Consider the following 16,778-nt stretch of genomic DNA (forward strand, 5'->3'; position numbering starts at 1 on the left):
TATTTTTCTCCAGCCAGAAATTCTCAGTGGAAACAAGGCGAATTTACGCGTCAATAGCTAGCCTATTGCAAGTAAATTCAACGCAGTTAGCGCTGATAATAGCTGCTGGAGATAGATTTATTATCCAGAGTTCAGGTTATTTAGCTTTTAGTTAGAACAACTAAATTTTCATTGTGTTTATCAGTAATAAGAAAACTCAATACCTCTGTTTAATAAATTTACTGACCTATTGCAGTAAATTTAATTCAGTTAACATCGAAAATAGCGGTTTGTAATCGATTTATTATATTGAGTTGAGTTTAGGTTAAGTACTAATCAATAATAAATGCACGCAACTGGGCATATTTATAATAACCTTAGTCGCACTATTTGGTAGGGATAAGCTTACATTGTTAAGGCCACCTATCACTCATACTCTTTACGGATATAAATGATAGGCAGTGTTCAAGTATTACTAAACAGTTTTCTTGAGGCGGTATAAACTAATCGACTAAAAACGGAAAAGTCGTCTTACGCCAACCAGTGGTAATAACAATAATGCATACCAAGGAAAGCTCGCTGAATTGCGCTCATACACTTCCGCTTCAGGAGGAGCACAACTCTCTACTGTACCGTTCACTAATGGTGTAAGTTTTACAGCAACCGCCACGCTTTCAAATTCAGTTTTGCCGTTAATATCAGTGACAACACCACCTAAAGAATTACGTTTTTCAACGGTTTTAGTCGCTACACCAAATATTTCATTATTTTCGTTGATAACTTTAGCTTCTGCCATAGTATAAGCGAATGTCGTTTCACCATCCGCTTCAAAACACGGCAATAAGTCATTAAGATTCGTGATTTTATCATCACCAATTTTGTAAACAAATGCTTCTTTACGTCGAGAGCTATTTGATGCACCCACTTCGCCTTCGCCAACAATGTAGCCTTTGTTATTTATATCATTACCAAAAGAGCTTGAGCTTGAAAAGTAATCTGTGGGAAATACTGTGTCACCTGTTTTTATATCATGATAGAAAAACTTATTACGAAGGGTACCTTCAATGCGTTTAACTGCAAACCCTGTAATAACATTACTCTCATTTATAGCCAATGATTTACCACCTTGCCAATCATCTTCTTGATTAACAAATGCAACAACGGCTTTATCTTTAAAATACGTTGGCATTGTTAAAATAGTACTGTCTTTTTTATAGTAACGAACATTAGAAGAACCAACTGCAATACCATTTTTATTCAATGCATTAGCAGTACTTGTAAATGCAAAATCGTCGTCATCTTTAGGAGTAAGTTCCAACCCTAAGATTTCAGTTGATACTATGTTCAAAGCGCTATCAAGCTGCCATTTAACAGCACGCTTGTCAAATACCCCCGAAGTAACAGATGTATTTAGCACATAAACACATACTGATGTAGGCTCATCCTTATTGTCGCATCTATCAGTAATATTCTCTTGTCGATCTTCTGCTATTGCTGTGGAAATATTACCAACAACGGTATAACCATTTGCCGTTTTTACAATATCGTTAGCACGGCTCGTGCCACCGTATTCATTAAATTCAGGTGTCAAAGGTACACGCACACCATCAGCACTAACAACGATTCCTCGTTCAATAAATTCATGGGTAAACCAGCTTTCAGCTTCAGTTTTACCATCAGGCGTGAATGATACTTTATCATAAGGCGCACTTCCCCAGCCAACCGTAACACCATCTTCACTTACTGCGTTATAGATATTGGTAGTGGAACGCGTTAGGCCATCGTAATCAACAGAAGCGATATCAAATAGTGGCTGCTCTATGACATTGCTATCTTTGAAATTAACTGCAATCAAAGAGTTAAGCTTTTGGTATTCAAAGTTTCTTGAAAGTGATGATAAAAATCTTACCATGAAACTGTGGGCATCTGGATTAGTGTTTATGGCATCTTTCTTTTCAATGTCATCCAGCGTAAATGTGATTACTTTATCGCTTAACTCATATGCATCTTTTTCATTATTGTAAGCTGTTTTTATTACACTTTCTGTAAAATCAATATAGCTAATATCAATCGGCAACTTGTAAACACCATTTGCAAGACCGATAACATGGCCATTTTCACTCACATCGCTTATATAAGAATGTTTAGCGCCTTCAACTGCACCTAATTCGCTTAATTGATATGTTGCGCTCATTGCTGATGTGCTCAGGGTCGCTAAAACACTGGCAGCGAGTAATTTATATTTCATTTTTATCCTTACTACTGATTCTGTAATTCTTCAAGTTCTTCCCAGCGCTCTAGGGCGGCTTCAAGGTCAGACTCAAGTTGTGCTAAATGGTTCAACGCTTTCGTTGTTACATCACTGTTTTGCTTGAAAAAGTCAACGTCACTAACAACCGCTTGTTGAGTTTCAATTTCAACTTCAAGTTGTTCCATTTTATTAGGCAGTTGTTCTAATTCAAGTTTTAATTTGTACGTTAGTTTATTTCCTTTATTCTCTACTTTTACAGACGTCACCGGTGCCGACTTTTCATTTTTTTTTGTTAGCTGCGGTGTTTGTTTCTCTTGCTCTGCTAAGTAGCTAACATAAGCTTCATAGTCACTGTAACCACCTACTATATCAGTTACTTTACCATTTCCTTCAAATGCCCAAACACTTGAACACGTATTATCAATAAACTCACGGTCATGACTTACAATCAGCACAGTGCCTTGATATTGATTAATTATGTCCTCTAACAACTCAAGTGTTTCAATATCCAAGTCATTCGTTGGCTCATCAAGTACCAAAATGTTTGATGGTTTTAAAAATAGTTTAGCGAGTAATAATCTGTTTTTCTCACCGCCAGAGAGTGCTTTTACTGGCGTACGGGCACGAGCTGGCGGGAATAAAAAGTCTTGTAGGTAACCTAAAACATGACGTGAGCGACCGCCCATCATCACTTCTTGTTTACCTTCAGCAACGTTATCTTGTACTGTTGCTTCTTCATCTAACTTTTCACGATATTGGTCAAAATAAGCAAATTCTAAATTAACACCTTGTTTAGTTATGCCATTATCTGGCACTAAATCACCAAACATTAATTTTAATAGGGTTGTTTTACCAATCCCATTTGGGCCAACTAAACCTATACGGTCACCGCGCATAACAAGCGTAGAGAAGTCATTTACAATGACTTTGTCTTTGAATGCATGACATAGATTTTTAGCTTCAAACACTAACTTACCAGAGCGGTCTGCCGTTTCGATATTAAAGTCAGTTTTACCAACTTGATCGACACGTTGTTTTCGTTCATTACGCAACTGTTTTAATTCGCGGACCCGCCCTTCATTACGTGTTCTTCGTGCTTTAACACCCTGTCGGATCCATGTTTCTTCTTCTGCTAAACGTTTATCGAACAATGCATTTTGAGCTTCTTCAACTTTTAAATCATGCGCTTTTTGTTCTAAATAAGTCGCGTAATCACCAGGGTAGGATATAAGTTTACCGCGATCCAAATCTAAAATACGCGTAGCAACAGCACGAATAAACGCACGGTCATGCGATATAAATACAATACCGCCTTTAAATTCTTTTAAAAACTGCTCAAGCCACATAACACTTGCCATGTCTAAGTGGTTTGTTGGCTCATCAAGAAGTAATAAATCAGGCTCACTAACAAGTGCACGAGCAAGTGCCACCTTACGTAGCCAACCACCTGAAAGAGACTCAAGTTTAGCGTCTGGTGTTAACTCTAATTGAGTTAACACTAATTGAATTCGGCTATCAAAGCGCCAGCCATCTGCAGCTTCTAATTGGTTTGATAAACGCTCAAGTTTGTTTAATAACTTATCATTACACTCTGTTTGTAACTCATTACTTACATGGTGAAAATCAATAAGCAAATTAGCAATTTCTGGCATACCTTGCGCAACGTAATCAAATACTGTTCCACTTGCACCTTTTGGTGGATCTTGCTCTAAGCGTGAAATTCGTATTCCGCCAAGCTGATTTATTTCACCATCATCTAAAACAACTTGGCCATCAAGTACTTTTAATAACGTTGATTTACCCGCGCCATTTCGGCCAACCACACACACTCGCTCGCCACTTTCAATTACAGCATCAGCTTTGTTCAACAAGGCGTGTGTACCAAAGGCAAGTTGTGCTTTTAAAATTCTAATTAAATCCATAATTCTTATTTGCTCTTATTCTGTTTGCGCTAAAAATTCACGCACACTGTGTGAGGTAAAAGGCCAAAACAACTGTTCGCCATGTTCACTTTTTAATACAGGAATACTGATTTGATACTCAGCTATAAGCTGCTCATCAGTCATAATATCGATTAGTAATAACTCACTAGTATCACTAAGTACCTCAGTGATAAGTTGCTCAGCTTGTTCACATAAATGGCAACCATCCGTGTGATATAAAACCCATTTAGCCATGCGTAATTAACCAGCTATTATGGATTTTTTTATTGCGCTTAAAATCGGGTGATAATGTTTTATCTGAAATATTAACGGCTTTTAAACCTAAACCAATCAGCCCTACTTCATCCATCACAAAGCCACGTTTGTTATTAGAAAAAATTAAAGTACCCGATGGGCTTAAAATCTTTTTAACCCAAGTTAATAATTTAATATGATCGCTCTGTACATCAAATGCATCTTTCATACGCTTTGAATTTGAGAACGTTGGAGGGTCTAAAAATATTAAATCGTATTGCGCGGTTGCATGTTCTAACCATTTTAAGCAGTCTGCTTGTTCAAAACGGTAACGTGTATTATTGATACCATTTAAATCAAAGTTATCTTGGCCCCATTTTAGGTAGGTTTTTGATAAATCGACTGTAGTAATGGCTTTAGCACCACCTAAGGCTGCATGCACAGACGCTGTGCCCGTGTAAGCAAACAAGTTTAAAAAGCGTTTATCTTTGGCATTTTCTTGAATGTAACGACGCATCAAGCGGTGATCTAAAAACAATCCTGTGTCTAAATAATCAAATAAATTGACTTTAAACTTAGCGCCAAATTCTTCAACAACCATAGTACGGTTTTGTTTAGACATAGCGGTGTATTGATCTTCACCCTTTTGTTTTTTACGCACTTTTACAGCAATATTTTCTGGGGCAATTTCAAGCTGTTGAGAGGTTAAACTGATTACATCTTGCAGGCGTTTTTCTGAGGTTTTTTCATCGATTTCTTTAGGCGCTGCGTATTCAAAAATGACCGCTGAATCACCGTAAATATCCACAGCAACATTGTACTCAGGGATATCAGCTTCATATACTCGGTAAGCATCCACTTTATTTTGTTTAAGCCAATTTTTTAAACCGTGTTTATTCTTTTTTAAACGATTTGCAAATGACGTTGAGCCTTCAAAATTAAGTGCTTTTTTATCATCTGTCGTTAGGCTTACTTGCTTATCATCTAATTGATATAAGTTTAACTCTACGTCAAGCGGGCCATTTTTAAACTTATAACGCTTAAGGCGAACTAGTTTTAAAAGTTTAAATAAGCTCTCATCCATGCCTAGTAAGGCAAGTTTCCAGTGATTAAAATGCTTTTTAAAGCCAACACCTAAATTACGGTGTAAGTCTACAAGTTCAGCCATAGAGCCAATACGCTCACCATACGGTAAGTTTGAAATGACCACACCTGGTAACTTAGCAACTGCAGTCAGTTTGGTTGCATCGCTTTGCTTAAATTTAATAACGTCATCAAGCTCAGCACGTTTTGCATTATCAATAGCTTTACTTAAAACTTGCTCATCGTAATCGTGACCAATTAACCACAATTTAGGATCGGTAATATTAGCAAGTAACTCTTCTTTTAGTTCTTTAAATTTAGCGGCTCTAAAGCTTGGCAAACGTTCAAAAGCAAAACCTTCACGGAACAAGCCTGGTGCTTCATTTCGTGCCATACCTGCGGCTTCAATTAAAATAGTCCCCGCACCACAACATGGATCAAATAAAGGCTGTTTTACATTATCAAGCCAGCCACTGCGCTTAATTAGAGCGGCTGCTAAATGTTCTTTAATCGGTGCTTTACCTTGACCTTGACGGTAACCACGTTCAGATAAACGGGGGCCAGAGTAATCAATATACATTGATACACCATAACGATTTAAACGTGCAACAACACGTACGTTAGCATCTTGCTTATCCACATTTGGGCGCTGTTCGAATAAATCATTAAAGTAATCAACTATCGCATCTTTAATTACAAGACCAGAAAACTGCGTATTTTTTAATGAATCATTTGTGCCATTGAAATCAACTGCGAATGTTTGCGTTGGCCCAAACCATTCTTGCCATGGCTGCGAACGCGCAAAGTTGTACAGGCTACTTTTGTCATCTACGCCTTCTTTTTCTTCAATAAGCATAAGCACACGCGTAGCAAAACGACTTGATAAACAAACCTTTTGCGCTAGTAATGAGTCAGCCTCAAAACGAACTGAACCCACAGTTTGCTTAGACACCGTTGCGCCAAGCTCTGTTAGTTCATCAACCAATAAATTTTCGATTCCGATAGAAGTAAGTGCGATAAATTGCAAAGTAGTAACCCTTAATAGCTAATTGCGCAGGATTATATCATAGGTTGGCATACAAACACGCCATAAACACGTGCATATAAGGTAAATTTGGTTAGGCGGTTTGGCTTTGATATTGCTGATTTAAGATAGGGTGTACGCGGTTATTTAAAATACGGATAACTTCAAACTGTGTTAATGATAAATTTTCATCCAGTTTAAAGTCCTCACTCAGATTTAAACAAATAGAAGCATCAGGGCAATGCTCCACAATAAGAAAGTCACCCGATTGTGCTTTAGATGTTAATTTTACAATTGCTTCAACACTAGGATCTGAGCCAGTATACTCTTTAAAAAACCAGCTTTTAGCTAAAACTGGCTTTAAATGATATTTTACTGCGGTTGCATTAAGCGATATTTGGCATATTTTTGCAGGACTCCACACGTTAAAGCCTACTAAATAGTTATATACTTGCTCGTAAAACGCGGCATCCTCCACGCTAAAGTAAGGGTTTTTAAATGCAGAGTCGGTTAATAACCTTAGTTTATAGGGGGTGCACAACTGCATATCGTCATTTAAATCAAGCAGTAAGCGATTTTTATCGGCACAAGTAATCCATTGCCATTGCTTTGATGCTTGTAACATATAACCCCCCTTACTTAAGTGATGTAATTAAAATAATACAATAAGCTTAGAGTATAACTGCTTTTAACCATTATATAAATATTTACTTAGAACATTTATCGAACGATCAAAAGCTTAGATAGCAGATCCTTATAAGCCATTTACAATTGATTTTACCAATTGTGGGCCTTTATAAATAAACCCGGTGTAAATTTGCACTAAATCTGCTCCGGCATTTATTTTCTCCTTTGCCGATAGCGCATCATCAATACCACCGACGCCTATTATTGGCAGTTGCCCGTGAGTTAAACGTTTTAACTCACCCACCACGTGCGTAGAGCGCTCTTTTACTGGATGTCCTGATAACCCACCGGCTTCATCAGCATATTGCTGACCAATCACTGCGCTTCGCTCTAACGTGGTATTAGTGGCAATCACACCATCAATCTTATTGTTAATTAAAGATTCACTTACTTGCTCAATTTGGATCTGATCCAGATCGGGCGCAATTTTGACAAGCATTGGGACTTGTTTATTATATTTTGCGATTAAATCTAACTGTTCATTTTTCAAACTTTGTAATAAATCATCCAGCGCCGCACCGTACTGAAGATCACGAAGGCCTGGGGTATTGGGCGATGAAATATTCACTGTGATATACGAAGCATGTTCAAATATTTTGCGCATACAATGAATATAATCATCCTTACCTTGTTCATTAGGCGTATCTTTATTTTTGCCAATATTAATGCCTAGTATGCCATTGTATTTTGCCGCTTTTACATTGGCGACTAAGTTATCAACACCTTTATTATTAAAACCCATTCTATTGATGATCGCATTTGACTCTGGCAACCTAAAAATACGCGGCTTATCATTTCCTATTTGAGGACGAGGTGTAACGGTACCTACTTCAATAAAGCCAAAGCCCATTTGGCTAAAGGCATCAATACACTCAGCGTTTTTATCAAGCCCTGCTGCAAGTCCCACTGGATTTTTAAATTCAAGGCCTAAAAAATTAACAGGCTTGTCTGCAACATTTTGTGACCATGCGGCTTTTAAAGGGGTATGTGCAAAGCGACGAAGATTATTGAGGGCAAACTCATGGGCCCACTCCGCATCACGAGTGAACATAAACCGGCGAGCTAAATCATAAAACATCAAGATAATCCTCTAATAAATAACAGACAAAAAAATACCTCAGACAAGGCTGAGGTATTGTATAACAATTTTAATGATTAACTTATTATTTACGAAAGAAATAATAACCCAAATACTAAATTATTTAACAGATGTATCGCAATTATGGCTTAATAACATCAGTTCACGCAACGCTACAGAAAACTTAGCGAAATCGTGACTTTGCGATGTTTTAAATTCAGCCAGCATTTGCTTCCAACGTAGAAGCAGTAATTCTTGGCTATCCATCCACTGATCAATTTGACTATCTACATCGCTATCGTCACCTTCAAAGCTATTTAATACAACTTCAGATAACGTACGTTGTTGCCAATCTAATTCTTCACGGTAAGAAGAACGAGCAAGTGCTTGCCAGTGGTTAGCAACAGGTTGATTTGTTATTTGGTCTAAGAACCAATGTAGCCCCATTCGCGCACCTAACTTGAAGTAAGTGTTAGAAACCATTGCTATATTTCGACCTGTTTTACTTGCTACTTCAGCTAGGTCCATTACAGAGAACAAGCTTGATAACGACACAATGCGTTCAGCAATCTGACGAGGTACACCGTCTTCTATCAGTTTATTCGCTTCAATAACAATACGGTCATTTTCTTTTTCAACCATATAGTTTCCTAAGTTATCACTTAGGTCTTTAAAGGTTGGTGCAAAATGCGCAATTGCTTGTTCAATCGTTTGCGTTTTATTTCTATGGCGTAGGAACCAACGTGTAGTACGACGTACAGTACGGCGTAATTGATACAGCATTTCAGTTTGTACTGCTGACGGTATCTTATTATCTAGCGCACTAATTGATGACCAAGTATCACGCATCTCGAAGATTTCACTGGCAATTGAATAACACATTGCAATTTCAGCTTCGTTTGCACCGGTTTCTTCATGCATACGAACCATGAAGTTTAAACCCATATCGTTGACAATATTATTAGCCAACTTAGTCGCGATAATTTCTTTACGAAGCGGATGATTATTCATCGCATCGTCAAACTTCTCACGTAACGGGCGTGGGAATGACTTAACAAGCAACTGACGATAATAAGGGTTTTCAGTAATTTCATCGCTTACTAACGTCTCTTTCAATACCATTTTAGCGTATGAAACAAGCACTGAAAGCTCAGGACGAGTTAAATCTTTACCTGCTGCTGCGCGCTCAGCGAGTTCTTCATCACTAGGGATAAACTCAATTGCACGGTTTAATTTGCCCTCTTTTTCAAGTGCATGGATAAAGCGTATTTTCTCTTTAAGCGTAGAAGTACCTTTAGACTGCGTAATTGAGATGGTGTGCGTTTGACGATAGCAGTCTTTTAGCACTAACTCAGATACTTCGTCTGTCATCGAATAAAGTAATTCATCTCGTTGTTTACGTGTTAAATCACCTTCTGCAACTAAGCCATTAAGTAAAATCTTAATGTTAACTTCGTTATCTGAACACGCCACACCGCCTACGTTATCAATAAAGTCTGTGTTAACACGACCGCCTTTTTCAGCAAATTCTATTCGCCCTAGTTGGGTCGCACCTAAGTTACCACCCTCGCCTATAATTTTCGCACCTAATTCTTTACCATTTATACGTAGCGCATCATTTGCACGATCCCCTACATCAGCATCGGTCTCTTTTGAATTTTTAATGTATGTTCCGATACCGCCATTCCACAGTAAATCGAAATTCATCATTAATGACGCTTTCATTAATTCATTTGGTGTCATGCTCGCTTTTTTTGTGCCAAGCATTTTCTTCATTTCAGGGCTTAATGTAATTGATTTAGCCGCACGAGAGAAAATACCACCACCGGCAGAAATAAGGTCTTTATTATAATCTTCCCAAGAAGAACGTGGCATGTTGAATAAGCGCTCACGTTCAGGGTATGATTTTGCAGCATCTGGGTTAGGATCTACAAAAATATGCATATGGTTAAAAGCAACTTGTAAACGGATGTGTTTAGATAACAGCATACCATTACCAAATACATCACCCGCCATGTCACCAATTGCAACAACGGTAAAGTCTGTCGTCTGACAATCGATATCCATTTCACGGAAATGACGTTTTACCGACTCCCATGCACCTTTAGCGGTAATACCCATCTTCTTGTGGTCATAACCGACAGAGCCACCTGAAGCAAATGCATCGCCCAGCCAAAAATTATATTCGTTAGCAATACCGTTTGCGATATCTGAGAACGTAGCAGTTCCTTTATCGGCCGCAACCACTAAATACGCATCGTCTTCATCGTGACGTACAACATCTTTAGCTGGCACTATCTCACCGCGCTCAATATTGTCTGTAATATCTAATAGACCACGAATAAAGATTTTATAGCACTCTTGCCCTTCTTTAATAAACGCTTCGCGTTCAGTCGGTAGCTGTTTACATACAAAACCACCTTTAGAACCAACAGGTACAATTACTGTATTCTTAACTTGTTGTGCTTTAACTAAGCCAAGTACTTCAGTGCGGAAATCTTCACGACGGTCTGACCAACGAAGTCCACCACGCGCTACTTTTCCGTAACGTAAATGCACACCTTCTACGCGAGGCGAATAAACAAAAATCTCAAATGCTGGTAGAGGTAATGGCACATCCGGAATTAAGCTAGGTTGAATCTTAAATGAAACATACGATTTAAACTGCCCTTGCGCATCTTTTTGATAATAGTTGGTACGAAGTGTAGCTACAATCATATCAACGTATAAACGGATAATGCGGTCATCATCGAGGTTCGCGACATTCTCAAGTTCTAAGTAAACCTGAGCAATAAGCTTCTCTATTGTTTTTGCACTGGCGGGTGCTTTAACTGAGAATTTTTTAGCAAATAAGTTAACAATCTGCGCGGCAATATTTGGGTAGTTAGCGAATGTACTTTCAATATACGTTTGCGAGAAAGTAACACCAATTTGGCGCATGTATTTAGCATAAGCGCGAAGAATTGAAGCTTCACGTCCAGCCAAGCCACCCATAAGTACTAAACGGTTAAAACCATCATTTTCTAAGCGATTAGCCCAAACATTAGTTAACGCTGCGCGAAAACGTGCAGACACTTTGTCAAAATCAGCCATCCCTTTACTGTCTATCAGCATAGAGAAATCCATGATCCAATTAATGCGACCATCACTAGTTTTAACTGAGTAAGGTGTTTCACCCACAACACGTAAACCGAAGTTTTCAAGCATCGGCATTACATCCGATAAGTGAATTGGCTCATCTTTATGAAATAAGCTTAAGCGTACAATATTACTGTTGGCTTCTTCTTGCGGGCGATAAAAAAGCATTTCCAGCTTATTTTCATCGGTTAGTAATTCTAGTTTTTCAATATCGACAACGGCTGCGCTTGGTAAAACTTCATCTTTATATGAGCGCGCAAATGCATTGCAATATTTACGATTTAAATCGTTTCCGCGAGCTTCGCCAGCAGATTCTAGTAATGCCGATTGTAATTTATCTTCCCATGTTCGGGCAGCTTCTACTAAATTGTTTTCGATGTCTTTCACATTATATTCGATATTGTTGTCGGTCACACGAACGGTATAATGAGTACGCGCCAGTGTTGACTCAGAAAAATAAGTAGTAAATTCGACTTTGTCGTCAGAATTAAATGCATTGCCTAAAATAGCTTGGGTTTCTCGGCGTAATGCTGTGTTGTAACGCTCTCGTGGTACATACACCATGCAAGAGAAAAAGCGACCATAGGCATCTTTTCGCACAAATAAGCGGCACATGTCACGCTCTTGTACTTGTAAAACACCGGTGGCAACTTCTAACAGCTCACTTTCACGTGCTTGAACAAGCTCATCACGTGGATAAGTTTCTAAGATATTCAGTACTGCTTTGTACGCATGTGTGCCTTTAGCAAAATCACACATTTCCATGATGCGATTAATTTTACTTTTAAGAACAGGTACATCTGAGGCACTGTTATTATAAAAATTTGATGAGAACAAACCAATGAAGCGATCTTCACCAATAACATTACCTTCCTCATCAAAGCGCTTAATGCCAACGTAGTCGATATAAGCAGGACGGTGAACGCGAGAAAGTGAATTCGTTTTTGTTAAAATAAGCAAATTGCTACTGCGCGCTTCTTGACGGGCCACTTCTGGTAATTCAGAAAGTAAGCGCGTGTGCTCTTCAGTCGAGTTTTTCATCAAACCAAGGCTTGTTTCCATTTTACCTTTAAGTTGATAATCACCCTGCACTGGGCTTAACTCATATTCGCGGTAACCCATTAAGGTAAAGTTATCTTTAACTAACCAATCTAAAAATTCGACTGTTTCTGATACTTCACTTTCATTTTTATTGTGGCTACGCTTTGGCAGCGCTTTATTTACCGCAATTAATTTTTTGCGAATTGGTTGCCAGTCTTCTACAGCAACAGACACATCAACAAGGACTGACTCTAATTCTTTCTTAAAAGACTCAATCACAGAAGAATCTGTTTGACGGTCAATTTCAATAAAAAACACAGTTTTTGTTGAGGTTGATTCTTGCTCTGCTTTTAAATTTGATAAGCCCGATATTTTTGCGTTTTTATCACGCTGAATTTTAAGTGGGCTATGAAGTAGTAAATGAGAGGCGATATTTTCGCGAGTCATGGCCATACGAACTGAATCAACTAAAAACGGCATGTCTTTAGCAATAATCTCAACAATTGTATGTGATGACTGCCAGCCATCTTTTGCCACTTCTGGATTAAAAACGCGAATAACAGCGTCGTCGTTAGTATTTTTTTCTAGCGAATTCCAAAGGCTTAGTGCAGCGCCATATAAGTCACTATCGTTGCGGTTTGCCAAATCCTCTTTAGACATATTGCTGTACAAGGCTTTGGCGAATTTTTCAACGAGTAACACATTATCAGCGTGAACTTTTTTCTGGATCAGCTTACAGACATTATCTAGGATAACCGAGGCTTGGCCTTCATTTCGTGTCATTGTATGTTCCTTAATCTATTACTGCTCAGGAGCAGGAATTTTGTACAGCCATTTATTAGCGTGGAGTCAGTTAAATTCTAACCCTTTTACAACTAATAAACAGCCTTTTCGATGAAAACATTTTAAGCATTTCAGCTATTTGGTCATCTATTCACAAAACATAGATATAAATGGCTATTCCTAGCCATTTGGGAGCAAAATTATTCACATTATTTTTTCTGGTCGGTCCAGAGCAGGCTACCAATTGCAGGTAATAACAGTACTGCGCCTAGCATATTTACTAAAAACATGAAGGTAAGCAGTATTCCCATATCCACTTGGAATTTTAAATCAGAGAAAATCCACGTACTTACACCGATAGCTAAAGTAATACCAGTAAACAAGACCGCACTACCACGTTCAACTAGCGCATTACGATACGCCACTGAAAGCGGTACATTTTGCTTTAGCTGGCCCATCATCGATGAGAGTATATAAATACCGTAATCGACCCCAATACCAACACCTAATGCAATTACAGGTAATGTAGACACTGTTAAACCAATTTCCAGTTGTACCATTAGTGCTTGTGCAAGTGTTGAAACCACATAAAGTGGAAGGACCACAGCAATCGTCGCTTTTACACTTTTAAAGCTCAGTAAGCATAAAATAATAACAGCGCCATAAACATATAACATCATCGGTATCTGGGCTTCAGATACAGATTCATTCGTAGCGGCCATTACACCAACTGGACCCGATGCTAATTTAAAGGCTACTTTATCTGTGCCTTCCTCTTGTGCAAATTGCTTAACGCTCTCTATTACACGGTCAATAGTTTGCGCTTTGTGATCATTTAAAAAGATAATCACTGGCATAACAGAACAGTTACCGTTTAATAAACCAGTACTTGTTTCTACGCGAGAAGTAGACTGGACTAAGCTTGCCGAGTTACGTGGTAAACTTTGCCATTTTAGATTTCCTTCGTTATAGCCTGCATTTACCGACTGTGCCACAGAACTTAAACTAACCGCAGATTGTACACCAACGACATTTTCCACCTTGTATTGGAAACGACTGATACGTTGCATCACATCGTGCTCAGTACACGCTGCTGGGTAAGCTTCTACTATTACTTTTAAAATATCAGATGAAATAGTGTATCTATCCGAGATCAAAAAAGTATCTTGATTATAACGAGCATCTTGATGCAGTGATGGCGCACCTGCATGTAAATCACCAATGCGCATTTTATCTGCTTGCCAGTAACCTAACGCAAATAACACTAACGTAAATCCGATAATCATTTTCGCGACTTTAGGGTCGGTTGCTTTAACAAGTAAATCTCTAATTTTATCGAGCATATTAGGTTTGTTAGCATCGCCTGATTGAATATGCACGCTACCTTCAAACTTCATGTACGAAGCCCACACAGGTAATAAAATTAAATTAGTAAATATAATTACGGCAACACCTAAGCTCGCTGTTATAGCAAGTTCTCGGATTATACCGATATCGATAGTGAGTAACGTTAAAAAGCCAACCGTATCCGATAGCAATGCTATGCCACCTGGCACCAGTAAAGATCGAAAGCTCGATTGACAACATACACGTGTACTTTTACCTTCACCTACTTTTTTACCAATGGCATTGATCATTTGCACACCATGACTTACGCCGATAGCAAACACCAAAAACGGTACCAAAATAGACATAGGATCAAGGCCAAAGCCTAAACTTGAGAGTAAACCTAACTGCCAAATAACAGCTATAATTGAGCAGGCAATAGGTAAAATAGTTAACTTTAAGCTACCACAAAATAACCACACCATAATAAACGTAAAGGCAATCGCTATAGCAAAAAATAGTACGACTCCTTTTGCACCTTCAGCAATATCCCCCGCCATTTTAGCAAAGCCAATTATATGGATACTGACTTTGTCAGTACTGAGAGGTTCACGAAGTTCATTTTCTAACTTTTGCGCAAATAAAAGCGTATCTAGTTTTTGCTGCGTTTGTGGATCTGTTTCTAGAAGCTGCGCTGTGACCATCGCACACGAATAATCACTAGCAATCATTCGCCCAACAACTTTTGCTTTTTCGATGTTTTCTTTAACAACGCCTAAACCACGCGCATCCGCTGTAAAGTTTGCAGGAATAATAGGGCCGCCGGCAAAGCCATCTTCAACTACTTCGACAAAACGAGCACTGGGAGAAAATATTGAGTTTACTAAAGGACGATTTACACCTGGGATAAAATAGAGTTGATCGTGAACCGCTTTCAATTGTGTGAAAAACTCAGGGTTAAATATATTTCCGCTGTCATCACACACCGAAATTAAAATGCTATTTGCACCGCCAAATTGTGTTTCGTGTTTCGTGTATACCTTCATGTATTCATGGTTTAACGGAATATTTTTGTTAAACGAGGCATCAAGTTGGATCTGTGTCGCTTTAAATACGAGGAAACACGTTATAAGTGCAAAACTTATAAGCATAATCAAACGATGCCTAAAAATCGCTTTTTCTATAAAATCTAATATTTTATGCATTAAGGGGTCAACTCCTTCACTTTAATGCCGTTTTCTGTTGCCATGATTAACTTATTATTTGAAATCACGCCATCAAGAATTGCTTTACCATCTGCTAGTTGCTCATAAGTGAGCAGCCCATCTTTTAAATGAAAAATCACACCACTGTTGGCCAGCATTAACCATTGTTCATTGTTATAATTGAGAATACTGTTAATGGTTGCCGTTTTAACATTTTCTAAATGTTGCCAATCTTGCTCTTCACGCTGCTTAGTAAATACATTTCCACGTAAACCTGCAACAACTTCGAGTACGTCATCTGAATTAAAAGCAAAAAATGAACCTGGGTAAATTTCTTCTATGCGCTGCCAAGTAAGGCCTGCATCCGTACTTTTTGCCATTAAGCCCATTTCACCAACCAAAACCAGCCCATTTGCACTTTGCTCTATCCGATTAAAGTGTGGCAAGATTGACGCGGTTTCAGCATCATATGCCTGTGGATCATTTTCTTTTAAATCATTTAAGTATTCTCTATCTTCACTAAAAAGTAATGAATCTAAAAAACGTTTTTGCCAATGCGCACCACCATCACTGGTTTGATAAAACATGCCATAGGCTCCTACAGCAAAGCCGTGCAAGTCGTCTTTAAAAAGAATATCTAAACATGGTTTGTCTAATTCTGGGCTAGATTGTTGTAGCTGCCAGTTTACGCCACCATCCGTTGTATTAATTATTGTTGCATCGTGACCACATGCCCAACCATTATTGTTACTACTAAAATCAACAGCCGTAAGTAAAACTTGAGTTGGTACTACATCAGCTTGTTGCCATTGAGCTCCATCAGCACTTCTAATAATTGTGCCATGTTTTCCTACAGCAATTAAGTGTGTATTTGTACTCGTGATATCTGTTAAGAGGGTTTTATCTGCATTGATCACGTTAATAGCATTTTTAGGAGCATCTTGCGCAATACTCGCACCGCTTATAATTAGGCTGGCATATACCAAATACTTCATAAGTTTTAATC

At 38.4% G+C, this 16,778-nt stretch carries 9 protein-coding genes; all 9 read right to left on the reverse strand.

Translation table 11 applies throughout. The annotated features are described in order from the left end of the window. Positions 1-490 precede the first annotated feature (490 nt). The 9 genes from CWB66_RS04730 to CWB66_RS04770 all read right to left on the reverse strand — a co-directional run bounded on the left by CWB66_RS04730 (position 491) and on the right by CWB66_RS04770 (position 16,767). Positions 491-2,227 (reverse strand): DUF3466 family protein, encoded by a 1,737-nt coding sequence (locus tag CWB66_RS04730; protein ID WP_138584509.1) that lies wholly within the window; start codon positions 2,225-2,227, stop codon positions 491-493. An 11-nt stretch (positions 2,228-2,238) separates the two neighbouring features. Then, positions 2,239-4,152: an ATP-binding cassette ATPase Uup gene (gene uup, locus CWB66_RS04735; protein WP_138584510.1), complete on the reverse strand. Its 1,914-nt coding sequence runs from the start codon at positions 4,150-4,152 to the stop codon at positions 2,239-2,241. Positions 4,153-4,167: 15 nt separating this feature from the next. Continuing rightward, positions 4,168-4,407, reverse strand: coding sequence for a glutaredoxin family protein (locus tag CWB66_RS04740; RefSeq protein WP_138584511.1), 240 nt, complete (start codon positions 4,405-4,407; stop codon positions 4,168-4,170). Beyond that, on the reverse strand, positions 4,400-6,517 hold the full coding sequence (rlmKL, locus tag CWB66_RS04745; RefSeq protein WP_077537790.1) for a bifunctional 23S rRNA (guanine(2069)-N(7))-methyltransferase RlmK/23S rRNA (guanine(2445)-N(2))-methyltransferase RlmL: 2,118 nt from the start codon (positions 6,515-6,517) through the stop codon (positions 4,400-4,402). The genes CWB66_RS04740 and rlmKL overlap by 8 nt, the downstream gene beginning before the upstream one ends. A 91-nt stretch (positions 6,518-6,608) precedes the next feature. Next, positions 6,609-7,139: a cell division protein ZapC gene (locus tag CWB66_RS04750; RefSeq protein WP_138584512.1), complete on the reverse strand. Its 531-nt coding sequence runs from the start codon at positions 7,137-7,139 to the stop codon at positions 6,609-6,611. Positions 7,140-7,268: 129 nt separating this feature from the next. Next, the gene (pyrD, locus tag CWB66_RS04755) at positions 7,269-8,279 is read right to left on the reverse strand and encodes a quinone-dependent dihydroorotate dehydrogenase (RefSeq protein WP_138584513.1); all 1,011 of its coding nucleotides are present in this window, start codon (positions 8,277-8,279) and stop codon (positions 7,269-7,271) included. A 120-nt stretch (positions 8,280-8,399) separates the two neighbouring features. Further along, on the reverse strand, positions 8,400-13,241 hold the full coding sequence (locus CWB66_RS04760) for an NAD-glutamate dehydrogenase (RefSeq protein ID WP_138584514.1): 4,842 nt from the start codon (positions 13,239-13,241) through the stop codon (positions 8,400-8,402). A gap of 209 nt (positions 13,242-13,450) precedes the next feature. After that, positions 13,451-15,772 (reverse strand): efflux RND transporter permease subunit, encoded by a 2,322-nt coding sequence (locus tag CWB66_RS04765; protein ID WP_077537786.1) that lies wholly within the window; start codon positions 15,770-15,772, stop codon positions 13,451-13,453. After that, a complete protein-coding gene (locus CWB66_RS04770) occupies positions 15,772-16,767 on the reverse strand; it encodes a WD40/YVTN/BNR-like repeat-containing protein (protein WP_077537785.1) in 996 nt (331 codons plus the stop codon). The genes CWB66_RS04765 and CWB66_RS04770 overlap by 1 nt, the downstream gene beginning before the upstream one ends. Between the last annotated feature and the right edge of the window lie 11 nt (positions 16,768-16,778).

Origin of the sequence: Pseudoalteromonas sp. S558 (genome assembly GCF_005886635.1) — a bacterium.
GTDB classification, from domain to species: Bacteria; Pseudomonadota; Gammaproteobacteria; order Enterobacterales; family Alteromonadaceae; genus Pseudoalteromonas; species Pseudoalteromonas aliena.

What these genes read in the sequence shown, in the direction of transcription:
- CWB66_RS04730 (WP_138584509.1), bottom strand. Translation starts at nt 2,227, where the DNA reads ATGAAATATAAATTACTCGCTGCCAGTGTTTTAGCGACCCTGAGCACA.
- uup (WP_138584510.1), bottom strand. Translation starts at nt 4,152, where the DNA reads ATGGATTTAATTAGAATTTTAAAAGCACAACTTGCCTTTGGTACACAC.
- CWB66_RS04740 (WP_138584511.1), bottom strand. Translation starts at nt 4,407, where the DNA reads ATGGCTAAATGGGTTTTATATCACACGGATGGTTGCCATTTATGTGAA.
- CWB66_RS04750 (WP_138584512.1), bottom strand. Translation starts at nt 7,139, where the DNA reads ATGTTACAAGCATCAAAGCAATGGCAATGGATTACTTGTGCCGATAAA.
- pyrD (WP_138584513.1), bottom strand. Translation starts at nt 8,279, where the DNA reads ATGTTTTATGATTTAGCTCGCCGGTTTATGTTCACTCGTGATGCGGAG.
- CWB66_RS04760 (WP_138584514.1), bottom strand. Translation starts at nt 13,241, where the DNA reads ATGACACGAAATGAAGGCCAAGCCTCGGTTATCCTAGATAATGTCTGT.
- CWB66_RS04765 (WP_077537786.1), bottom strand. Translation starts at nt 15,772, where the DNA reads ATGCATAAAATATTAGATTTTATAGAAAAAGCGATTTTTAGGCATCGT.
- CWB66_RS04770 (WP_077537785.1), bottom strand. Translation starts at nt 16,767, where the DNA reads ATGAAGTATTTGGTATATGCCAGCCTAATTATAAGCGGTGCGAGTATT.